Raw genomic sequence first — 21,691 nt, 5'->3', positions numbered from 1 at the left:
ATGAATTATTGATGGAACGCCATTTTCTAAATCAGGAAAGGCTCAGGGCTATTTTACAGGAAGACTCTGTAAAAGAGCCTTTTTTGGATTATTTTAGAAAAATGGCGGAGAGGCTTTTATTTGCCGATGAAGTATATGGAGTAAAAGACAAGCAGCTTTCTTTGCTGAAAGTGTGGAATAAAGAGTGGTATAGGCAAATTCTGCCGTCCCATTATGATGAATGCTATGGAAATCCGGACTATGCCCGCAAAGCTTTGGGAGAAGACTTCGGGGATATCTTGTGTTTTTTGTATGCAGAGATACAGGGGTGCTTCATTTATGCGGTGGAAGGACAGCTGTTTGAACTGACGATCATGAATGAACTGTTTTTAGAGATTTATCAGTTGTTTCTGGAAGGAGAACCGGAGAGAAAGACGGCGAGGCAGGTCATCTTCGACCATATGCGTGATTACAGCCAGGAACTCTGCTTAAGCCGAGTCAGAGAACAGCTGGATCCAAGTGTATCCTCGGCATCTGACATTGTGATGAAGTCAGATCTGTCAGATCCGGACGTGCTTTATCTGTACGGCGAGTACGTTTCCGAAAATGAGACAAAGATGCTTTCTTTTTTAAACAGTCTTCCGAAGGAACGGATCAAAGCTATTGCGAAAACGTTTGTGGACGGATTCCATGATGGTTTTATTATCAACAACATTGACATGACAAGAAAGGCAACTGTGAATATTCGTTATCACCTGGGATTTGAACCGATCATCAGGGAGGCTGCGCTGCAGTTTCAGGAGATCGGGCTTACTCCAATTTTATACCGGGGAACTGCAGGCGTGATCACAAGGGGGATGTCGAAGGTGGGATACATTTCCACGAGCCCGAATCCGCAGTTTGAGTATGACCACAGATTTGACCAGGCACTTTTTTTTAACAAAGCTTTTATGAGTCACAAGCTGGAAAGTTACCGGAACGCATATGAAAAGTTGAAGGAGGAAGCTGCTTTATTTGCCGGTCCCGCATGTATGGAGACGTTCGGTGAGCTGCCGTTTACACCGGAGAATAAAGAGACCGGACTGCGCCTTTCCGAGAAACAGGAAAAGCTTTCTGTAGAGTACCAAAATGAGTCCAGCAAGATAGCCAACGAGTATATGAAGCCGGAGGAGCGGAGTTTTACGATCATTGCATATCCGCTTCCGGAAATCGGGAAAAATTTCGAAGAAATTTTCGAGGAGGTGGCTAAGGTCAATACGCTGGACAAAGAAAAATATAAGAAGATCCAGCAGCATCTGATCGATGCCCTGGACCAGGGTGTGGAAGTCCACATAAAGGGGGCAGAAGATAACGAAACAGACCTGTATGTGGCCCTGCGAGAGCTGGAAGATCCTGAGAAGGAGACAAACTTTGAAAATTGTCTGGCAGATGTAAACATTCCGGTAGGTGAGGTGTTTACTTCCCCAAAATTAAACGGGACTAACGGAGTGCTCCATGTAAGTGAGGTCTATTTAAGAGATCTAAAGTTTATTGATCTGAGACTGGTTTTCAAAGACGGTATGATCACAGAGTATTCCTGCCGCAATTTCGAGTCAGAAGAAGAAAATAAGGCATTTATAAAGCAGAATCTTCTCTATAACAGAGAGACTCTTCCCATGGGAGAGTTTGCTGTTGGAACCAATACTACGGCCTATGCCATGGCACAGAAGTTTGGAATTTTGTATCAGCTCCCGATCCTGATCGTTGAGAAAATGGGCCCACATTTTGCAGTGGGAGACACCTGTTACAGTCACAGCGAAGCAACTGAGCTGCACAATCCGGACGGAAAAGAGATCGTGGCAAAGAGCAACTGTCTTTCTGAAAAAGGAGAATATTTTAACTGTCATACGGACATTACCATTCCCTATGAGGAACTGGATTCCATCTGTGTGATCAGACTGGGAGGCGGGGAAACAGCCCTGATACAGGGAGGAAAATTTGTCCTCCCGGGCACAGAAATCCTGAACGAACCATTGACGTGACCGGATCCAGTAGGTAGAATAGAAGAAAACAAATCGAATTATGACAAAGGAGACAGAATTATGGCAAGAGTAGCGATTGTTATGGGAAGCGATTCCGATATGCCTGTCATGAGCAAGGCGGCAGATTTTTTAGAGGAGATGGGGATTGATTTTGAGATGACCATCATTTCTGCTCACAGGGAACCGGATATTTTCTTTGAATGGGCAAAAGGAGCCGAGGAGCGCGGAGTCAAAGTGATCATCGCAGGTGCAGGAAAAGCGGCCCATCTTCCGGGTATGTGTGCAGCACTGTTCCCGATGCCGGTGATCGGAATACCGATGAAAACCTCAGATCTTGGGGGAGTGGATTCTCTTTACTCTATTGTTCAGATGCCGTCCGGAGTGCCGGTTGCATCGGTTGCCATCAACGGAGGACAGAATGCCGGAATCCTTGCAGCGCAGATTTTGGCTTCGTCTGATGCCGGTCTTCTTCAAAAACTAAAAGACTATAGGACAACCATGAAAGAATCTGTCGTAAAGAAGGCCGATAAGCTTAACCAGGTTGGATATAAGAACTATGAATAAGAAAAGACTTGCAGCCGTACTGTTATGTACGGCTGTTTGCGCTGGACTTACAGGAGTTTCAATACAAAACCGGGATACTTTGGCGGGGGACCGTCGGATTATGGTGGCCATCGACGCTGGACATCAGAAAAAGGGTGACACCAGGAAAGAGCCCATCGGACCGGGTTCCCGAAAGAAGAAAGCAAAAGTGGCATCGGGTACACAGGGAGTGGCGACAAAGGTTCCGGAATCAAAGCTTACGCTCAGTGTAGCCAAGAAACTGAAATGGGAACTTAAAAAAAGAGGCTATAAAGTCTACATGGTAAGAAGAAAGCAGAACGTCAACATCAGTAATAAGAAAAGAGCGCTGCTGGTGAATAAAAGCGGCGCCGATGTCTGTATCCGTCTCCATGCAGATGCCGGGGGAAAGAGGGTACGCGGTGCTTCGGCCTTATTTCCGACAAAGAAGAATCCTTATGTAAAGAAGTTGAGCAAGCCCAGCAAAAAGCTGTCCAGGGATGTGCTGAAAAAATATTGCAAGACTACCGGTATCAAGAACAGAGGCCTTTCAGGGAGGAATGATCTGACGGGCACAAACTGGAGTAAAGTTCCGGTGACACTAATCGAAATGGGATTTATGACGAATAAAAAAGAAGATAAAAAGATGCAGAAGAGTTCTTTTCAGAAAAAGATGGCGAAAGGAATTGCAGACGGCATTGACTGTTATTTCGGAGAATAAAGGAGACTCTCCCTGTGGGCGGGGTCTAAATAGAAAAAGATACATTTTTAGGAGGAAAAACATGGATTACAAAAAGGCAGGAGTGGATATTGAAGCAGGTTACCAGTCCGTAGAACTCATGAAAAAGCACGTGCAGGCCACAATGAGAGAGGAAGTTTTGACAAACATCGGAGGGTTTTCCGGGGCTTTTTCATTAAAGAAGTTTAAAGATATGGAAAATCCGACTCTTGTATCCGGTACCGACGGAGTTGGGACAAAGTTAAAGCTTGCTTTTATTATGGATAAGCATGATACTATCGGTATTGACTGTGTGGCGATGTGCGTCAATGATATCGCATGTGCGGGTGGAGAGCCTTTGTACTTTTTGGACTATATTGCATGCGGAAAAAACTTTCCTGAAAAGATCGCCACCATCGTAAGCGGAGTGGCAGAAGGATGCAAGCAGTCTGATGCGGCTCTGATCGGCGGAGAAACTGCCGAAATGCCGGGATTTTATCCGGAGGACGAATATGACTTAGCCGGCTTTGCCGTGGGAATCGTAGACGAAAAGGACCTGATTACGGGAAAAGAGATCAAAGAAGGAGACGTGCTGATCGGCATCGCATCTTCAGGAATCCACAGCAACGGATATTCTCTGGTGCGCAAGGTATTCGATATGTCAAAAGAATCTCTGGAAACTTTTTATGAAGAATTGGGAACGACTCTTGGAGAAGCGCTCCTGGCGCCTACGAAGATTTATGTGAAAGCCTTGAAGGCGATTAAAGAAGCGGATGTGGAGATCAAAGGCTGCAGCCATATTACCGGAGGTGGTTTTTATGAAAATATTCCGAGAATGCTTCCAGAGGGGGCACATGCGGTCGTTCACAAGGATGCATATGAAGTGCCTGCTATCTTTAAGCTGCTTGCAAAAACCGGTGATATCGACGAAAAGATGATGTATAATACATACAATATGGGAATCGGCATGATGGTGGCCGTGGATGAAAAGAGTGTGAACGATACGCTGGAAGCCCTGGAACGTGCCGGAGAAACAGCATTTGTAGTAGGTGAGATCAAAGCCGGCGAAAAAGGTGTGACGGTATGTTAAAGGTTGCGGTATTAGTATCCGGAGGCGGCACGAATCTGCAGGCTGTCATCGATGCTATAGAAGAAGGGCGTATTTCCAACGCAAGGATCGATGTGGTGATCAGCAACAATAAAAATGCCTATGCATTGGAGCGCGCCGCAAATCATGGAATCGAAGCGGTGGGACTGTCGCCGAAGGATTTTGAGAGCAGAGAATTGTTTAATGAGGCACTTTATCAGGAATTGGCCGGCAGGGAGATTGATCTGGTAGTGCTGGCAGGATGCCTTGTAGTAATACCTGATAAGATCATTCATGAGTTTGAAAATCGGATGATCAATATTCATCCGTCCCTGATCCCGTCTTTCTGCGGGAAGGGCTGCTATGGACTAAAAGTCCATGAACAGGCTCTGAAAAGAGGAGTCAGGATTTCAGGTGCTACTGTTCATTTTGTGGATGAGGGAACGGATACCGGTCCGATCATTATGCAGAAAGCTGTGGAGGTCAGGGAAGATGATACACCCGAAACTCTTCAGAGACGGATCATGGAACAGGCAGAGTGGGTGATTCTTCCTGAAGTGATCAATCTGATCGCCAAAGGTAAAGTTTCAGTTTCAGAAGGACACGTAAAGATCGAGAAATAAAAGAAAGGATAGAAAGATGGATATACTGATTGTTGGCAGCGGAGGAAGGGAACATGCCATTGCCTGGGCAGCGGCAAAAAGTCCGAACGCAGATAAGATTTACTGTGCTCCGGGGAACGCAGGAATCGCAGAATTTGCAGAGTGTGTGGATATTGGAGCCATGGAGTTTGACAAACTGGTGGCTTTTGCAAAGGAAAAAGAGATCGGCCTGACCATCATTGGAATGGATGATCCGCTGGTGGGAGGTGTTGTAGACGCTTTTGAGGCTGAAGGACTCAGAGTGTTCGGACCGCGCAAAAATGCGGCGATCATTGAAGGCTCCAAGGCATTTTCTAAAGACTTGATGAAAAAATACAAGATTCCGACGGCGTCTTATGAGAATTTTACAGATCCTGAACAGGCGATGACTTATCTTGAAACGGTCAAAATGCCAATCGTGCTCAAAGCAGACGGGCTGGCACTGGGCAAGGGAGTTTTGATCTGTGAAACTCTGGAGGAAGCAAAGGCAGGCGTTAAGACTTTAATGTTAGACAAACAGTTCGGGGATGCCGGCAATGAGATCGTCATCGAAGAGTTTATGACCGGCAGGGAAGTTTCCGTACTGGCTTTCTGCGACGGAAAGACAATCCGATGCATGACTTCCGCACAGGATCACAAGCGTGCCAAAGACGGAGACCAAGGACTCAATACCGGAGGTATGGGGACCTTTTCTCCGAGTCCATTCTACACAAAAGAAGTGGAAGAATTCTGTGAAAAGTATATATACCAGCCGACGATGGATGCCATGGCTTCTGAAGGACGTCCGTTCACAGGAATTTTGTTCACAGGGCTGATGCTTACAGAAGACGGACCGAAGGTACTGGAATATAACGCCAGATTCGGAGATCCGGAGGCGCAGGTGGTCCTGCCCCGGATGAAAAATGACATGATTGAAGTGATGGAAGCCTGTATTGACGGAAAACTTTCCGATGTTACTCTGGAATTTGAAGAGAATGCTGCAGTCTGTGTGGTGCTTGCATCTGACGGATATCCGGAAAAGTATGAGAAAGGTTTTGAGATCAGGGGACTCGATAAGTTTAAAGGCCAGGATGGATACTATGTGTTCCATGCAGGGACAAAGTTTGACGGAGACAAGATCGTGACCAACGGCGGCCGGGTTCTTGGTGTTGTGGCAAAGGGTGATGACCTGAAAGGTGCCCGCAGCAATGCATATAAGGCTACGGAATGGATCGATTTTGAAAATAAATACAAGAGAAATGACATAGGAAAGGCCATCGACGAGGCGTAATGATTTATGTCTGGGAAGCAGGACAGAGTAGAGATTCTTTGTCCTGCTTCTCTATTTTTTTACATTGACATTCCGTGCTATTTATTATAGTCTAAGTATAACAAAAGATATGAAAGAAGGAAGGGATGAAAATGCTGCTTGAAGTAGATTTTAACAGCGATCAGGCCATTTATATTCAATTGAGAAACCAGATCATCGTCGGGATTGCGTGTTCCGACATCCAGGATGGCGAGTCCCTGCCGTCGGTGCGCCAGCTGGCACAAATCTTAGGTGTAAACATGCATACGGTAAATAAAGCATATGCTATATTAAGAGAAGAAGGCTATTTGAAGCTGGACCGGAGGAAAGGCGCAGTCGTAAGCGTGGATGCCAATGAAAAGGCAAAACAGTTGGAGGAATTGGAAAACAGCCTTCAGATTTTGGTGGCTCAGGCCATCTGCAAGGGTGTGACGCGAGAAGAATTATATCAGCTGATCGACCACGTATATGGGCAGCTTGACAGAAATTAGGAGGACAGAATGAGAAAATTACCACTTACCAGATATTTAAGCCATGCATTGGAGGAGGCGGGGAAGATATCCGCAAGGCTTGGAGCGGAACATATAGAAACTTTGTCTCTTCTGCTGGGACTGTTTAAAATGAAGGGGTCCCTGGCCTGTGAGATACTGAAGATGCACGGGGTGTCTGAGGAGATCTTTTCAGAAGCTTTCAAGGCGCGTACCGCAGAAAAAAAGAGGCGTACAAAGGTAAACACTTTTACCCCCAGAGCAGAGGAGATTTTAAGCCTTGCCGCCCAGATGGCAGTCAAGTACGGAAGTGATGTGCTCGGCACAGAGCATGTGCTGCTGGCGGTTTTGAAGGACGGCGAAAATGAGGCGGTCCAGTTACTGGTACAGCAGAAAATTCCGGTGGACGCCATATTTATTGATATATTGGTAACCATGGGAATCGATTATAAATCTGCCAAGAATGAATTTTCCAACAGTTCGCCGGATGATTATTTTGCGGAAGACGGAGCCGGAGAAAGTATTTTAGAAAAGTTCAGCACGGATCTGACCCAGAAGGCAAAAGACGATGAACTGGATCCAATGATCGGAAGAGAAGAAGAGATGGAGCGGTTGATGCAGGTATTGTGCAGGAGGTCCAAAAATAATCCTTGTCTGATCGGAGATCCGGGTGTGGGAAAGACCGCTATCGTGGAGGGACTGGCTGCGAGGGTCGTGCAGGGGAACGTGCCGCTCAACCTGAAGGATAAGAGACTGCTCTCCCTCGATTTGACGAGAGTGATCGCAGGGACCAAGTACCGTGGGGAGTTTGAGGAGAGGATGAAACAGATTATTTCTGAGGTGACGGAAGATCCTTCGGTGATCCTCTTTATTGATGAGATCCACACGATGATCGGGGCAGGAGGTTCTGAGGGAGCCATGGACGCATCCAACATACTGAAGCCCTCCCTTGCCCGGGGAGACTTTCAGCTGATCGGGGCCACGACCAGTGAAGAATATACCAAGTACTTTGAGAAGGATGCAGCACTTGTGCGAAGGTTTCAGTCTATTTTGGTGGAGGAGCCTTCGGCAAAAGAAGCAGTCAAGATCCTTGAAGGGCTCAAATATAAGTTTGAATCTCACCACAGAGTTCTGATTCCGGAAGAGGTGACTTCCTATGCGGTGGATCTTTCCTGCCGGTATGTCAATGACCGGTTTCTGCCTGACAAAGCGATCGACGTCCTGGATGAGGCCTGTGCCAAAAAGCGGATGAAGTCTTTGAAAGTGCCGGCGGATATGAAAGAGGAACAGGAGCAGCAAAAGCAGATTGTAAAAGAAATGGAAGCTTACATCAGCAGCGGGCAGATTGAAAAAGCCAGAGAACTGAAGATCAAAAAAGAGGAGCTCGGCAAAAGTCTTGAAAAGAAGTACCGCAGGATGGAAAACCAGCAAAAGAAAATACCTTCCATTGAGATGGAAGATGTGGAGGAGATCATTTCCCTCTGGACCAAGATTCCAGTGAGCCAGCTGAAACAGGGAGAGATGGAGAGACTTAGAAATCTGGAAAAAACTCTTCACAAACAGGTGATAGGACAGGATAAGGCAGTGGAAGCTGTGTCCAGAGCCATAAAGCGCAGCAGGGTCGGACTGAAAGATCCAAAGCGCCCCATCGGTTCCTTTTTGTTTTTAGGACCTACCGGTGTGGGGAAAACGGAGCTTTCCAAGAGTCTTGCAAAAGCCATGTTCGGAAGGGAAGAGGACCTGATCCGCGTAGACATGTCCGAATACATGGAAAAGCACAGCGTATCAAAGATCATCGGATCGCCTCCCGGATATGTCGGGTTCGGAGAAGGCGGGCAGCTGAGCGAGCAGGTCAGAAGGCATCCATACTCCGTTATCCTGCTGGATGAGATAGAAAAAGCGCATCCGGATGTATTTAATATCCTGCTCCAGGTGCTGGATGACGGACACATCACGGACTCCAACGGAAGAAAGGTCGATTTCAAAAACACAGTGCTTATTATGACTTCCAACGCGGGCGCGTCCAGGATCATTTCTCCGAAACAGCTTGGGTTTGTGAGGACTTCCGATAAGGAAAAGAATCACGAGAAGATGACCCAGGGTGTGATGGAGGAGGTGCGGCAGATTTTCAAGCCCGAATTCCTGAACAGGATAGACGGGACGATCGTATTTACCATGCTGACGAAAGATGAGCTCCGGGAGATTGCAAAACTGTTTTTGAACAATGTGAAGGAACAGCTGATGAAAAACCATCGGATCTCGGTGAAGATCACGCCGAATGCCGTCTCACTGCTGGCAGACAAAGGGTACAGTGAGACGTACGGTGCAAGACCGCTGCGCCGTGTGATTCAGAGCGAGATCGAGGACGTTCTGGCAGATAAGATCTTAAGCGGTGAGCTTCGGGACGGAGCAGCGCTTACGATTGGAGCAAAAGACAAAAACCTTACTTTTTCGATAAAGGATGCTAGTAAATAAGTAGGAAATATTATATAATAAAATAACAAATGCAGATTTAATAGGAGGATAAGAACATGTCAGTGGTAACAGAGTTGTTTCGCAGCGAAGAAAATGGGACATTAAGCTTCGGAGATTACACATTAGATACGAAAGCCAAAAAGGACAAGATCGAGTTTGAAGGGGATATGTACAAAGTTAAGACCTTCAAGACAATGACGAAGCTGGACAAAAACGGACAGCTGATCTTTGAATCTGTACCGGGCTCCGCAGTCCACAATTTTGCTGCAACAACAGACGGAGTGGCATTTGAGATCGAGGCATCAGAAGATGTTCAGGTAACACTCGAGGTGGAGCCTGAACAGGAGTACCGCGTATATATAGACAATACAAATGTTGGAAACATGAAGGCCAATCTCGGAGGCAAACTTATTCTGAGTGTGGAACTGAATCCGGGCATGACAGCCATGGTCCGCGTGAAGAAACAGTAAGGAGCAGGAACTGATATGGCAAAGGCAAAAACCGTCTTTTTCTGCAGTGATTGCGGACATGAATCATCCAAGTGGCTGGGACAGTGTCCGGCCTGCAAATCGTGGAATACCTTTGTAGAAGAAAAACAATCAGTGACAAAAAAGGGAGGGGCAAAGCCCAGGCGGGCTTCTGCCTCTCCTATGAATATGTCAGAAATTTCTATAAAGAGTGAGGAGCGTATTCCGACAGGCATAGGTGAGCTGGACAGAGTCCTCGGAGGAGGAATTGTGACCGGCTCTCTGTCTTTAGTTGGCGGGGACCCGGGCATCGGAAAGTCCACCCTGCTGCTCCAGGTATGCAGGAATTTAGTAAATGCAAGGCGGAAAGTTTTATATGTTTCCGGGGAAGAGTCCGCACATCAGATCAAGATGCGGGCAGAGAGGATCGGGGCATTTGAGGATGAACTTCTGCTGTTTTGTGAGACGATCCTGGAGGAGATCCTCGAGGGAATCCGCAAAGTCCACCCGGAGTTTGTCGTTATAGACTCCATCCAGACGATGTTCAGTGAAGAGCTGACCGCCGCGGCGGGAAGTGTATCTCAGGTCCGGGAAGTGACGGCTCAGATGATGAGGATCGCAAAAGAAGAAAATATCGCAGTCTTCATTGTTGGACATGTGACAAAGGAAGGTGTCGTGGCAGGGCCCAGGACACTGGAGCATATGGTGGATACGGTCCTTTATTTTGAAGGGGAGAGAGAGGCGGCATACCGGATTCTGAGGGGAGTGAAGAACCGCTTCGGCTCCACAAATGAGATCGGAGTGTTCGAGATGTGCGCAGATGGCCTGGCAGAGGTGGAGAATCCGTCCAAGATGATGCTGAACGGACGCCCTGTGGACGCCTCCGGTTCTGTGGTAGTATGTTCCCTGGAGGGAACCAGGCCGATTCTCATCGAGATCCAGGCACTGATCTCTCCCACGAGCTTTCAGATGCCGAGGAGAACAGCGGTGGGAATTGACTACAATAGAGTCAATCTTCTCATGGCAGTTTTGGAAAAACGGGTCGGTCTCCAGCTGGGCGGCTGTGATGCCTATGTGAACCTGGCCGGAGGCATGAGGCTGGGAGAACCGGCTATTGACCTTGGAATTATTCTGGCCATTGCATCCAGCTATAAAAACATGCCTCTGCCGGAAGATACGATCATCTTTGGGGAAGTTGGGCTGGTAGGCGAAATCCGGAGAGTATCCCAGGGAGACCAGAGGATCAAAGAGGCGGAAAAGCTTGGATTTAAAACCTGCATCCTTCCCAAGGCAAATGTTGACAGCTTAAAAATCAGGACAAACATGCGGCTTTTGGGCGTCGCAAATGTAAGAGAAGCCCTTGATTGTATTTAAAATATGTCTTATATTATTAAAGAATAACGAAAAGTATGGAGGAATGGAGACACGATGGAAGAGGCGATCTCAAAAAATTTTATAGAACAGATCATTGAAGAAGATCTGAAAGAAGGGAAATACGAAAAAATTGTTACCAGGTTCCCGCCGGAGCCAAACGGCTATCTGCATATCGGACATGCCAAATCAATCCTTTTAAACTATGGACTGGCCAAAGAGTACGGCGGAGATTTTCATTTCCGGTTTGACGATACGAATCCGACGAAGGAGAAAACCGAGTATGTGGATTCGATCAAAGAGGATGTGGAGTGGCTCGGAGCAGATTATGACCAGACGATTTATTTTGCATCCGATTATTTTGACCGTATGTATGAATGTGCAGAGTTCCTGATCAAGAAAGGGAAGGCCTATGTGTGCGATCTGACACCGGAGGAGATCCGGGAATACAGGGGAACTTTGACGGAACCGGGAAAAAACAGTCCGTACAGAGACCGGATGCCGGAAGAGAATCTTGAATTATTCCGTGCAATGAAAAACGGAGAGTTTGAAGACGGCAGCAAGGTGCTTAGGGCTAAGATTGATATGACTTCCGGTAATATGAACATGAGAGACCCGATCCTTTATCGTATTGCCAGAATGGAGCATCACAATACAGGTGACGATTGGTGCATTTATCCGATGTATGATTTTGCACATCCGCTGGAGGACGCCTTTGAAGGCGTGACTCATTCCATCTGTACACTGGAGTTTGAGGATCACAGGCCGTTATATGACTGGGTGGTAAAAGAGTGTGAGTTCTTACATCCGCCGAAGCAGATCGAGTTTGCAAAACTTTATCTGACCAATGTAGTGACGGGAAAGCGTTATATTAAGAAGTTAGTAGATGACGGAATCGTGGATGGATGGGATGATCCCAGGCTTGTTACATTATCCGCATTGAGACGCCGGGGATATACGCCGGAATCCATCCGCAGGTTTATGGAACTGGTTGGTGTGGCCAAGAGTCACAGCTCCGTTGATTATGCCATGCTTGAGTACTGCATCAGAGATGACCTGAAACTGAAAAAGCCAAGGGTATCAGCTGTTCTGGATCCGATTAAGCTGGTTATTACAAACTACCCGGAAGATCAGGTAGAATATATGGAAGTAAAAAATAATCAGGAAAATGAAGAGATGGGTACGAGAAAGGTGCCGTTTTGCAGAGAGTTGTATATAGAGCGGGATGATTTTAAGATTGAGCGGCCTAAGAAGTATTTCCGCCTGTATCCCGGAAATGAAGTGCGGCTGATGAACGGATATTTTGTGACCTGCACAGACTATGTGGCCGATGAGGACGGAAATGTCACAGAGGTACACTGTACCTATGACCCTGCATCCAGAGGAGGCAACAGCCCCGACGGACGAAAAGTTAAGGGGACCATCCATTGGGTTGCTGCTCCTTTTGCCAAAAAGGCGGAAGTCCGTTTATATGAAAATATTGTAGACGAGGAAAAAGGCGTGTATAACGAGGATGGATCTGTCAATTTAAATCCAAATTCTCTGAAAATATTAAAGGACTGTTATGTAGAGCCGTCTCTTGAGGAGGCAGCTCCGGGAGACAGCTTCCAGTTTGTCAGACAGGGGTATTTTTGTCTGGATACAAAAGATACTTCAGAGGACCACATGGTATTTAACCGCATAGTTTCTATGAAGAGTTCTTATCAGCCTAAATAGGAGCAGAAGAAAGATAAGCTGTTTTGCAACGGCTTATCTTTTCATTTCTTAGGAAAGCTCTGCAAACTTTCCCAAGAAATGAAAAACGCTCCGCGGGTGAGGGTTGGGGAGATGAGGCGGGCTTGACTACTTTGTTTTAATTTTGGGAACAATGAAGGAGAAGAAGATGAAAAACCTTACGGAAATGTCCAATGAAGAACTGTGGGAACTTTTCCCCATCGTTTTGTGCGGCCATAAGGAAGAGTGGAAGCAGATGTATGAAAATGAGAAGAAGCTGCTGCTTCATTTGATCGGGCGGGACCAGGTGGTGAGGATCAGCCATATCGGCAGCACGGCTGTGAAAGGACTTTTGGCCAAGCCTACTATTGATATCCTGTTGGAGATTGAAGAACACTGCGAACTGAAGCAGCTGATCCGGGGATTGGAGAAGGAAGGATATATCTATGTGAAAAAACCAGGGAATCCTCCTCCGCATATGATGTTTATGAAAGGTTATACTTTACAGGGATTTGCCAAGAGGGTCTATCATCTCCATGTAAGGTATCCGGGAGACTGGGATGAACTTTATTTCCGGGATTATTTGAAACGGCACAGAGAAGCGGCAGAAGAATATGGGAAATTAAAGATCGGCCTTCAGAAAAAATATGAGCATGACAGGGATGCCTATACAAGGGCAAAGACAGATTTCGTGAGAGAGTGCACAAAAAAGGCCCGGAAGGAGTTAGGAGATATCTATCGGCCGGAAGGGGAAAAGTGAAAAAAATTTTCAAAAAAGCCCTTGCATTTTTTTGAAGGGGTGTTATACTATATTTTGTAATTAGCACTCGATGAGAGTGAGTGCTAACAATAATCAGGTAAATAAGACAAAAGAATTTCATCTGAATTTTAGGAGGTAATGATATGAATTTAAAACCATTAGGAGACAGAGTAGTACTGAAACAGCTGGAAGCTGAGACTACAACAAAATCCGGAATCGTGTTGACAACAGCATCTCAGGAAAAACCGCAGGAAGCCGAAGTTGTCGCAGTCGGACCTGGAACGGATGAAGTAAAAATGGAAGTAGAAAAGGGACAGAAAGTTATATATTCCAAATATGCGGGAACTGAAGTAAAATGTGGAGATGATGAATACATTATCGTAAAACAGAACGATATTTTAGCAGTTGTAGAATAGGATTTTTGGAGGAGACGAATCATGGCAAAAGAAATCAAATACGGAATTGATGCAAGAAAAGCATTAGAAGCAGGCGTGAACCAGTTAGCAGATACAGTCAGAGTTACCATCGGACCAAAGGGAAGAAATGTAGTGTTAGATAAGTCTTTTGGTATTCCTTTGATCACAAATGACGGTGTGACAATCGCAAAAGAGATTGAATTAGAAGATGCATTCGAGAACATGGGTGCTCAGATCGTAAAAGAAGTTGCAACAAAGACAAACGATGTTGCAGGTGATGGTACTACAACAGCGACTGTTTTAGCCCAGGCAATGGTAAATGAAGGAATGAAAAACCTTGCGGCAGGCGCAAACCCGATTATATTAAGAAAAGGAATGAAAAAAGCAACAGATGCGGCAGTGGAAGCTATTGCTGAAATGAGCAGCAAAGTAAACGGCAAAGATCAGATCGCAAAAGTTGCTGCAATTTCTGCCAGTGATGAGGAAGTCGGGGAATTAGTTGCGGATGCTATGGAAAAGGTGTCTAACGACGGTGTCATCACTATCGAAGAATCTAAAACAATGAAGACAGAATTAGATTTAGTGGAAGGTATGCAGTTTGACCGCGGATATTTATCTGCTTACTTCTCAACAGACATGGAAAAAATGGTCGCTGAATTAGAAGACCCATATATCCTGATCACAGATAAGAAGATTTCTAATATTCAGGATATCCTTCCAATCTTAGAGCAGATCGTACAGAGCGGAAAGAAACTTCTGATCATCGCAGAAGATATTGAAGGCGAAGCGCTGACAACATTGATCGTTAATAAACTGCGCGGAACATTCTCTGTGTGTGCAGTGAAAGCACCTGGATACGGTGACAGAAGAAAAGCGATGTTAGAGGATATTGCAATCCTTACAGGCGGAACTGTGATTTCTGAGGAAGTCGGATTAGACTTGAAAGAAACAACGATCGATCAGTTAGGCCGTGCAAAATCTGTAAAAGTTGAAAAAGAAAACACAGTTATTGTTGACGGAGAAGGGTCCAAGGATGCAATTCAGGCAAGAATCGGACAGATCAAAGGTCAGCTGGATGAGACAACTTCTGAATTTGATAAAGAAAAATTACAGGAAAGACTCGCAAAATTATCCGGTGGTGTTGCAGTTATCCGTGTAGGTGCGGCGACAGAGACAGAGATGAAAGAAAGTAAACTTCGTCTGGAAGACGCCCTGGCAGCAACAAAGGCAGCAGTTGAAGAAGGTATTATTTTCGGCGGCGGTTCTGCTTATATCCACGCTTCCAAGAAGGTTGCAAAGATGGCAGAAGAATTAGAGGGCGATGAAAAGACAGGTGCAAATATTATCCTAAAAGCTCTCCAGGCTCCATTATTCCACATTGCTGCAAACGCAGGACTGGAAGGTTCTGTTATCATCAATAAAGTTGAAGAGCAGGAAGTTGGATTCGGATTCGACGCATTAAATGGAAAATATGTAAATATGATTGAAGCAGGCATCATTGATCCGGCTAAGGTAACAAGAAGTGCATTACAGAATGCAACCTCTGTTGCATCTACCTTACTGACAACAGAATCTGTTGTTGCTAATATCAAAGAAGATGCACCGGCAATGCCGGCTGGAGCAGGAGCTCCGGGAATGGGAATGATGTAATCGGATTCCATAAGGTGTTTGATTGTAAAAGAGATACAGAAACAAAGAGAAGGCTGATAAACTCGTCAGCCTTCTTTTTTTCATGACATAAAAAATGCATTTCAGTACAAAAGGGTAGACAAAGAGTAAAGAAAGAAGTATAATATTTACAATTCCTAAAATATGTAAGAAGGAGGCGAAAAAATTGCCGGAAGAACAAATGATAAAAGACATGTATAATCTGATGCAGCAGGTGAATTCCAGTATGACAGCCTTTGACGGACGAATGGGACGTGTAGAGGGAAAAGTTGATCTGCTAACGGTAAAGACAGAGAAAAATGAAAGAACTTCCGCTCTGGAAGGGAAAACTGATCAGTTAGACCAGACAACAAGACGATTACGTGAACAGAACAGTTTGCTCTTGCAGTGCACTGATATTCTCACAGAAAAGTCAAATCTTATGTCAGAAAAAATAGATTTTATATCAGAGAAGACAAATTCCATAGAATCCCGTTTGGAGCGAACGGAAGGAGAGGTATCTGATCTTAAAACGAAAATGGAAGCTGGATTTTCCGATATTCATATGATCCTGGAAAATGAAATCTGCACCAAATTAAATGTACTCTTCGAAAACCGGGAAGACCCATCCAGATACAAGATGGTTATAAGAAGACAGGAAGTTCTGGAGAACGATGTCGATCTGTTGAAAAAGACAGTCACAAATCACAGTGTAAAATTAAACAAAATATTTTAAGGAGAAGGAGCCGGTTCTTTCTTCTTTTTTCTGTGCAGAAACAAGGCAGGTTTTTTCATTTGTTAAGAGTATTTTAAGAATTTCAAAAAAATGCTTTGCTATTGAACAGTTTCACGATATAATAAAAAAGATATTAAAAGATGCAGAAAGAGGTGTAGTTGGTGTATAAAATAGTAAAAAAAGAGACACTTAATAACTTGGTTGAATTGATGGAAATTCACGCACCATTCGTTGCAAGGAAGTGTGAACCAGGTCAGTTCATTATTATCCGTGTTGATGAAAAAGGTGAGAGAGTTCCTTTGACTATCGCAGACTATGACAGAGAAAAGGAAACAGTCACGATCATTTATCAGGTTGTCGGATATTCCACAGAATTATTAAGCAAGAAGAAAGAGGGAGACTATGTAGCCGATTTTGTAGGTCCTCTTGGACAGCCGTCCATCTTACATAAACGAGAGAGAGTTTTAGGTGTGGCAGGAGGAGTCGGTGCAGCACCTCTTTATCCTCAGCTTCGCAAACTTGCCGAAATGGGAGTCCCTGTTGATGTTATTATCGGAGGCAAGAGTGCAGAATTTGTTATCTTAAAGGAAAAATTTGAAGAGTTCTGTGAAAATGTATTTATTGCCACAGATGACGGAAGCCTTGGAACAAAAGGATTCGTTACGAATGTTCTGGAAGATCAGATTGCAAAAGGCGTGAAGTACGACGAAGTCATCGCGATCGGACCGTTGATCATGATGAAAAACGTTGTAAAAATTACAAAACAGCATGATATTCCGACCATGGTATCCCTGAATCCGATCATGATTGACGGAACCGGTATGTGCGGCGGATGCCGTGTCACAGTAGGCGGAGAGACGAAGTTTGCCTGTGTGGACGGACCGGATTTTGACGGATTCCAGGTGGATTTTGATGAGTGCATGAAACGTCAGACAATGTTCAGAGAAGAAGAACACGAGTGTAAGATTGGGAGGGGTAAATAGTCATGGCAAATATGAGTCCAAATAAAGTAGCAATGCCGGAACAAGATCCGAATGTTCGGAATAAGAACTTTAAAGAAGTTGCTTTGGGATATACGAAAGAAATGGCTATGGAAGAAGCAACCCGCTGCTTAAACTGCAAGAATAAACCGTGTGTCAATGGATGTCCGGTCAACGTACCGATTCCGGAATTTATCGAAAAAGTAGCCGCAGGCGACTTTGAAGGCGCTTATGAAGTAATCACAAGTGAGAATGCCCTGCCTGCCATCTGCGGCCGCGTATGTCCTCAGGAAAATCAGTGTGAAGGAAAATGTGTCCGTGGGATCAAGGGTGAACCTGTTGGAATCGGGCGTATGGAGCGGTTTGTTGCAGACTACCACATGGCAAATGCAAAACCGGCTGAAGTCAACATCGAAAAGAATGGAAAGAAAGTCGCAGTCGTAGGATGCGGACCAGCAGGTATTACCTGTGCCGGGGAACTGATCAAAAAAGGATATGAAGTGACAGTATTTGAAGCACTGCACAAGCCAGGCGGAGTACTGAGCTACGGAATTCCGGAATTCCGTCTTCCAAAAGACTTAGTGGCGAAAGAAATAGAATCCGTTGAGAATCTTGGCGTGAAGATCGAGACCAATGTTATCGTCGGAAGATCTGTTACCATCGATGAACTGATGGAAGACGGATATGAAGCTGTCTTTGTGGGCAGCGGAGCAGGCCTTCCAAGATTTTTAAATATTCCTGGGGAAAACTACCTTGGAGTTTATTCTGCCAATGAATTTTTAACCCGTGTAAATCTGATGAAGGGCTATGAATTCCCAGAGTACCCGACTCCGGTAAAGATCGGAAAGAAAGTTGCAGTCGTGGGAGCAGGAAACGTGGCAATGGATGCTGCCAGAACAGCTAAGCGTCTCGGAGCAGATGAGGTATATATTGTTTACAGACGAAGTGAAGAGGAAGCACCTGCCCGTCTGGAAGAACTTCATCATGCAAAAGAAGAAGGAATTATATTTAAGTTTTTAAATAATCCGGTAGCCATTAAGGCAGACGAGGACGGATGGGTAGAGAAGATGGAGATCGTAAAACAGGAATTAGGAGAACCCGATGCCTCAGGAAGAAGATCTCCGGTTCCGATTGAAGGATCTAACTACGATATTGATGTAGATACTGTTGTCATCGCGATTGGACAGAGTCCGAACCCATTGATCCGTCATACAACACCAGGATTGGATGTTCAGAAATGGGGCGGTATCATTGTTGACGAAGAGACGATGGAGTCAAGCAAAGACGGAGTCTATGCAGGAGGAGACACTGTCACGGGTGCGGCAACTGTCATTTTGGCCATGGGTGCCGGAAAGAAAGCGGCGGCAGCCATTGACAAAAAGTTAAGAGGATAATCGGGAGGACAGGATATGAGCAAAACAATTTTTCAAACGTCTGTCTATGAATTGGGAGACCAGGTTGATGCCTTTTATGATGAAGGGATGTTTGTGCTGTTCGGTGAGAATGTTCCGGATACACTGAAAGATTTCTGCCATTTTATCGATGTCAATCAAGTAGACGGGACAATCAGCAAAGGAAACACACTGGTGATTGACGATACAGAGTTTAAGATCACCGCTGTGGGAGAAATTGCCCAGTCTAATTTAGAGACTCTTGGACATCTGACAGTAGTATTCAGCGGGGCAGCTGAGGCAGGGCTTCCGGGAAGCATCTGTGTTGAGGCCAATCCAATGCCTAAGTTAAAAGTCGGATCAAAGATCACAATTGAAGAAGACTAGACGATTGTACAAAGGATTATTGTTTGAGGGCAATAATCCTTTGCTTGTTGACAAAGAATTTAGAATTTGTTATAGTATAAAACTATAAATTAGAATACGAAAGACATAGAAAGCGAGGAAAAAATGGGAAAGATAATTGGCCAGGGAATCACATTTGACGACGTATTATTAGTTCCGGGATATTCAGAAGTAATCGCAAATGAAGTGGTGACAGAGACTCGTCTGACAGACAAGATTTCATTAAATATTCCTTTGATGAGTGCCAGCATGGATACGGTAACAGAGCACCGTATGGCGATCGCAATGGCAAGGCAGGGCGGTATCGGTATCATTCATAAGAATATGACCATTGCACAGCAGGCAGACGAAGTGGACAAGGTAAAACGTTCAGAAAACGGTGTCATTACAGATCCTTTTTCTTTAAGTCCTGAACATACGATCCAGGACGCAGATGACCTGATGGGAAAATACCGCATATCAGGAGTGCCGATTACTGAGGGAACCAAACTGGTCGGAATCATCACAAACCGTGATTTAAAATTTGAAACAGATTTTTCAAAGAAGATCAAAGAATCCATGACATCAGAAAATCTTGTCACAGCGCAGGAAGGGATCACCCTGGAAGAGGCAAAACAGATTTTGGGGAAGGCAAGGAAAGAAAAGCTTCCGATCGTGGACAAAGACTTTAACTTAAAAGGCTTAATTACCATTAAGGATATTGAAAAACAGATTAAATATCCACATGCTGCAAAAGACGAACAGGGCAGACTGCTGTGTGGTGCCGGAGTGGGGATCACAGCCGATATCTTGGACCGTGTGGATGCGTTGGTAAAAGCTCACGTAGATGTAGTAGTTGTCGACTCAGCCCATGGACATTCTGCAAACGTATTAAAAGCAGTCAGAATGGTTAAAAAGGCATATCCTGAACTGCAGGTCATTGCAGGAAATGTAGCTACGGCAGAGGGCACAAAAGCATTGATTGAGGCAGGGGCCGACGCTGTCAAAGTGGGAATCGGACCGGGTTCTATCTGTACTACACGTGTGGTTGCCGGAATTGGTGTTCCGCAGATTACTGCGATCATGGGGGCATATGAAGAGGCAAAGAAAGCAGGAATTCCAATCATTGCAGACGGCGGGATCAAGTTTTCCGGAGATATTACAAAAGCGATTGCAGCCGGTGCCAGTGCATGCATGCTCGGAAGTATGATGGCCGGATGTGATGAGAGTCCCGGAGAGTTTGAACTCTACCAGGGCAGAAAATATAAAGTATACCGCGGAATGGGATCTTTAGCAGCTATGGAATGCGGAAGCAAAGACCGCTATTTCCAGACAAACGCTAAGAAATTGGTTCCGGAAGGTGTCGAGGGCCGTGTGGCATACAGAGGGACTGCAGAAGACACCATTTTCCAGTTACTCGGCGGACTCCGCTCCGGCATGGGATACTGCGGGGCAAAAACTGTAGAAGAACTGCAGGAAAAGGGTGAGTTTGTACAGATTACGGCTGCATCCTTGAAAGAAAGCCATCCGCATGACATCCATATCACAAAAGAAGCACCTAATTATAGTGTAGACGTATAAGGATAAAGGACAAAGTGGGCAAGACCACATCATCTTCCCAATCCTCACTTTTTGAGGGGCTTGACAACTTTGCGTGCCAGATGCAATTTGCCGAAGGCAAATGATTTCCTTACGCATCTGTGCACAACCCGCGGAGCGTTTTTATTTCATAGGAAGGGACGTAGGCCTTTCCTATGAAATAAAAAAGGAACAATCCTGCGATATCAAGGGATTGTTCCTTTTTTTGCTGAATGGTTTAGGCTATTTATGTTCCTGAAACCATTTTTTGCTGTCTTCCAGCCGCTCATTTACATAGTCCCAGTTAATAAGCGAGAACCAGTTATTTACATAGTCCGGACGCCGATTTTGATACTGGAGATAATAAGCATGTTCCCAGACATCAACAGGAAGAAGAGGATAAAGAGTATCACTGAGCGGTACATCCTGATTCGGAAGATTAATCACTTTTAGTTTTCCATTGTTATTTACAAGCCATCCGTAACCGGAACCAAACTGTGAAAGTGCGGCTTCCGTCATTTCTTTCATAAAGGCATCAAGAGATCCGAAATCCCTCTCTATGGCTTTTCTAATTTCCCCTTCGGGAGTTGTAAATTCATCCTTTTCCATAGCATTAAAATATACTTGATGGTTGTAAACTCCTCCGCCGTTGTTCTTAATAGGAGTTTTTGCTTCTTCCGGAATTTTATCAGGTTCTGTAAGCAACTGTTCCAGCGTCATGTTATGCAGTTCTTGGTGTGGTTTGATTGCCGCATTCAATTTTTCTACATAGGTGGCAAGATGTTTATCGTGATGAAATCTGAGAGTTTCAGCATCAATCACCGGCTCCAGGGCATCATAATCGTATGGAAGAGGTTCGAGGGAAAATGGGTATGTTTCATTCATATTATAGTTTATCTCCTTTTTTCTTTTTATTTTACGTGGGAATATAAAATAATATTCAAAAAAACTTGAATCCTTTGAGCGATCATGCTAACATTGTATTATTCT

20 protein-coding genes are annotated in these 21,691 nt (G+C 45.0%); 19 read left to right on the top strand and 1 reads right to left on the bottom strand.

Going from position 1 to position 21,691, the window contains the following annotated elements; translation table 11 throughout:
• The first annotated feature begins 11 nt into the window (after positions 1–11).
• From QGT46_RS03130 to guaB, 19 genes are all read left to right on the top strand, one after another.
• The gene (locus QGT46_RS03130; RefSeq protein ID WP_148459672.1) at positions 12–2,000 is read left to right on the top strand and encodes an aminopeptidase; all 1,989 of its coding nucleotides are present in this window, start codon (positions 12–14) and stop codon (positions 1,998–2,000) included.
• Between the two features lie 60 nt (positions 2,001–2,060).
• The gene (gene purE, locus QGT46_RS03125) at positions 2,061–2,564 is read left to right on the top strand and encodes a 5-(carboxyamino)imidazole ribonucleotide mutase (RefSeq protein WP_024726801.1); all 504 of its coding nucleotides are present in this window, start codon (positions 2,061–2,063) and stop codon (positions 2,562–2,564) included.
• Positions 2,557–3,282: an N-acetylmuramoyl-L-alanine amidase gene (locus QGT46_RS03120; RefSeq protein ID WP_148459664.1), complete on the top strand. Its 726-nt coding sequence runs from the start codon at positions 2,557–2,559 to the stop codon at positions 3,280–3,282. Before purE ends, QGT46_RS03120 begins: the two co-directional genes overlap by 8 nt.
• A gap of 61 nt (positions 3,283–3,343) precedes the next feature.
• Complete coding sequence (purM, locus tag QGT46_RS03115) at positions 3,344–4,369, top strand: phosphoribosylformylglycinamidine cyclo-ligase (RefSeq protein WP_024726803.1); 1,026 nt, start codon at positions 3,344–3,346, stop codon at positions 4,367–4,369.
• The gene (gene purN / locus QGT46_RS03110; protein WP_024726804.1) at positions 4,363–4,989 is read left to right on the top strand and encodes a phosphoribosylglycinamide formyltransferase; all 627 of its coding nucleotides are present in this window, start codon (positions 4,363–4,365) and stop codon (positions 4,987–4,989) included. The genes purM and purN overlap by 7 nt, the downstream gene beginning before the upstream one ends.
• Positions 4,990–5,005: 16 nt before the next feature.
• Positions 5,006–6,277: a phosphoribosylamine--glycine ligase gene (gene purD / locus QGT46_RS03105; protein WP_024726805.1), complete on the top strand. Its 1,272-nt coding sequence runs from the start codon at positions 5,006–5,008 to the stop codon at positions 6,275–6,277.
• A gap of 131 nt (positions 6,278–6,408) precedes the next feature.
• Positions 6,409–6,786: a GntR family transcriptional regulator gene (locus QGT46_RS03100; RefSeq protein ID WP_024726806.1), complete on the top strand. Its 378-nt coding sequence runs from the start codon at positions 6,409–6,411 to the stop codon at positions 6,784–6,786.
• 9 nt (positions 6,787–6,795) lie between these two features.
• Positions 6,796–9,258: an ATP-dependent Clp protease ATP-binding subunit gene (locus tag QGT46_RS03095; protein WP_024726807.1), complete on the top strand. Its 2,463-nt coding sequence runs from the start codon at positions 6,796–6,798 to the stop codon at positions 9,256–9,258.
• Positions 9,259–9,314: 56 nt separating this feature from the next.
• On the top strand, positions 9,315–9,728 hold the full coding sequence (locus tag QGT46_RS03090; protein WP_024726808.1) for a hypothetical protein: 414 nt from the start codon (positions 9,315–9,317) through the stop codon (positions 9,726–9,728).
• A 15-nt stretch (positions 9,729–9,743) separates the two neighbouring features.
• Positions 9,744–11,099, top strand: coding sequence for a DNA repair protein RadA (gene radA / locus QGT46_RS03085; protein WP_024726809.1), 1,356 nt, complete (start codon positions 9,744–9,746; stop codon positions 11,097–11,099).
• 54 nt (positions 11,100–11,153) lie between these two features.
• Positions 11,154–12,812, top strand: a complete 1,659-nt coding sequence (locus QGT46_RS03080) for a glutamine--tRNA ligase/YqeY domain fusion protein (protein WP_024726810.1) — start codon at positions 11,154–11,156, stop codon at positions 12,810–12,812.
• 166 nt (positions 12,813–12,978) lie between these two features.
• The gene (locus QGT46_RS03075) at positions 12,979–13,569 is read left to right on the top strand and encodes a GrpB family protein (RefSeq protein ID WP_301589509.1); all 591 of its coding nucleotides are present in this window, start codon (positions 12,979–12,981) and stop codon (positions 13,567–13,569) included.
• 143 nt (positions 13,570–13,712) lie between these two features.
• Positions 13,713–13,985: a co-chaperone GroES gene (locus QGT46_RS03070; protein WP_006568089.1), complete on the top strand. Its 273-nt coding sequence runs from the start codon at positions 13,713–13,715 to the stop codon at positions 13,983–13,985.
• A gap of 21 nt (positions 13,986–14,006) precedes the next feature.
• Positions 14,007–15,635 (top strand): chaperonin GroEL, encoded by a 1,629-nt coding sequence (groL, locus tag QGT46_RS03065; protein ID WP_006568088.1) that lies wholly within the window; start codon positions 14,007–14,009, stop codon positions 15,633–15,635.
• A gap of 184 nt (positions 15,636–15,819) precedes the next feature.
• Positions 15,820–16,368 (top strand): hypothetical protein, encoded by a 549-nt coding sequence (locus QGT46_RS03060; protein ID WP_148459662.1) that lies wholly within the window; start codon positions 15,820–15,822, stop codon positions 16,366–16,368.
• 161 nt (positions 16,369–16,529) lie between these two features.
• Positions 16,530–17,351: a sulfide/dihydroorotate dehydrogenase-like FAD/NAD-binding protein gene (locus QGT46_RS03055; protein WP_022261290.1), complete on the top strand. Its 822-nt coding sequence runs from the start codon at positions 16,530–16,532 to the stop codon at positions 17,349–17,351.
• A 2-nt stretch (positions 17,352–17,353) separates the two neighbouring features.
• Positions 17,354–18,742: an NADPH-dependent glutamate synthase gene (gene gltA, locus QGT46_RS03050; protein WP_024726813.1), complete on the top strand. Its 1,389-nt coding sequence runs from the start codon at positions 17,354–17,356 to the stop codon at positions 18,740–18,742.
• A 15-nt stretch (positions 18,743–18,757) separates the two neighbouring features.
• The gene (locus tag QGT46_RS03045; RefSeq protein WP_024726814.1) at positions 18,758–19,126 is read left to right on the top strand and encodes a PTS glucitol/sorbitol transporter subunit IIA; all 369 of its coding nucleotides are present in this window, start codon (positions 18,758–18,760) and stop codon (positions 19,124–19,126) included.
• A 123-nt stretch (positions 19,127–19,249) separates the two neighbouring features.
• Entirely contained in the window at positions 19,250–20,704 is a 1,455-nt protein-coding gene (gene guaB, locus QGT46_RS03040; RefSeq protein ID WP_024726815.1) for an IMP dehydrogenase, read from the top strand.
• A gap of 240 nt (positions 20,705–20,944) precedes the next feature.
• Here the strand turns inward: guaB and QGT46_RS03035 are convergent, their stop codons facing one another.
• On the bottom strand, positions 20,945–21,586 hold the full coding sequence (locus QGT46_RS03035; RefSeq protein ID WP_024726816.1) for a superoxide dismutase: 642 nt from the start codon (positions 21,584–21,586) through the stop codon (positions 20,945–20,947).
• Positions 21,587–21,691 lie beyond the last annotated feature (105 nt).

The organism is Anaerostipes faecis (genome assembly GCF_910574135.1).
Taxonomy (GTDB): domain Bacteria; phylum Bacillota; class Clostridia; order Lachnospirales; family Lachnospiraceae; genus Anaerostipes; species Anaerostipes hominis.
This window is presented reverse-complemented; position numbering and strand designations above follow the sequence as displayed.

Excerpts from the sequence above, each read along its gene's own strand:
- gltA (WP_024726813.1), top strand. The coding sequence starts at position 17,354 with ATGGCAAATATGAGTCCAAATAAAGTAGCAATGCCGGAACAAGATCCG.
- QGT46_RS03095 (WP_024726807.1), top strand. The coding sequence starts at position 6,796 with ATGAGAAAATTACCACTTACCAGATATTTAAGCCATGCATTGGAGGAG.
- QGT46_RS03045 (WP_024726814.1), top strand. The coding sequence starts at position 18,758 with ATGAGCAAAACAATTTTTCAAACGTCTGTCTATGAATTGGGAGACCAG.
- QGT46_RS03080 (WP_024726810.1), top strand. The coding sequence starts at position 11,154 with ATGGAAGAGGCGATCTCAAAAAATTTTATAGAACAGATCATTGAAGAA.
- QGT46_RS03035 (WP_024726816.1), bottom strand. The coding sequence starts at position 21,586 with ATGAATGAAACATACCCATTTTCCCTCGAACCTCTTCCATACGATTAT.
- QGT46_RS03100 (WP_024726806.1), top strand. The coding sequence starts at position 6,409 with ATGCTGCTTGAAGTAGATTTTAACAGCGATCAGGCCATTTATATTCAA.
- purE (WP_024726801.1), top strand. The coding sequence starts at position 2,061 with ATGGCAAGAGTAGCGATTGTTATGGGAAGCGATTCCGATATGCCTGTC.
- purD (WP_024726805.1), top strand. The coding sequence starts at position 5,006 with ATGGATATACTGATTGTTGGCAGCGGAGGAAGGGAACATGCCATTGCC.
- QGT46_RS03120 (WP_148459664.1), top strand. The coding sequence starts at position 2,557 with ATGAATAAGAAAAGACTTGCAGCCGTACTGTTATGTACGGCTGTTTGC.
- guaB (WP_024726815.1), top strand. The coding sequence starts at position 19,250 with ATGGGAAAGATAATTGGCCAGGGAATCACATTTGACGACGTATTATTA.
- QGT46_RS03075 (WP_301589509.1), top strand. The coding sequence starts at position 12,979 with ATGAAAAACCTTACGGAAATGTCCAATGAAGAACTGTGGGAACTTTTC.
- purM (WP_024726803.1), top strand. The coding sequence starts at position 3,344 with ATGGATTACAAAAAGGCAGGAGTGGATATTGAAGCAGGTTACCAGTCC.
- purN (WP_024726804.1), top strand. The coding sequence starts at position 4,363 with ATGTTAAAGGTTGCGGTATTAGTATCCGGAGGCGGCACGAATCTGCAG.
- groL (WP_006568088.1), top strand. The coding sequence starts at position 14,007 with ATGGCAAAAGAAATCAAATACGGAATTGATGCAAGAAAAGCATTAGAA.
- QGT46_RS03130 (WP_148459672.1), top strand. The coding sequence starts at position 12 with ATGGAACGCCATTTTCTAAATCAGGAAAGGCTCAGGGCTATTTTACAG.
- radA (WP_024726809.1), top strand. The coding sequence starts at position 9,744 with ATGGCAAAGGCAAAAACCGTCTTTTTCTGCAGTGATTGCGGACATGAA.
- QGT46_RS03090 (WP_024726808.1), top strand. The coding sequence starts at position 9,315 with ATGTCAGTGGTAACAGAGTTGTTTCGCAGCGAAGAAAATGGGACATTA.
- QGT46_RS03070 (WP_006568089.1), top strand. The coding sequence starts at position 13,713 with ATGAATTTAAAACCATTAGGAGACAGAGTAGTACTGAAACAGCTGGAA.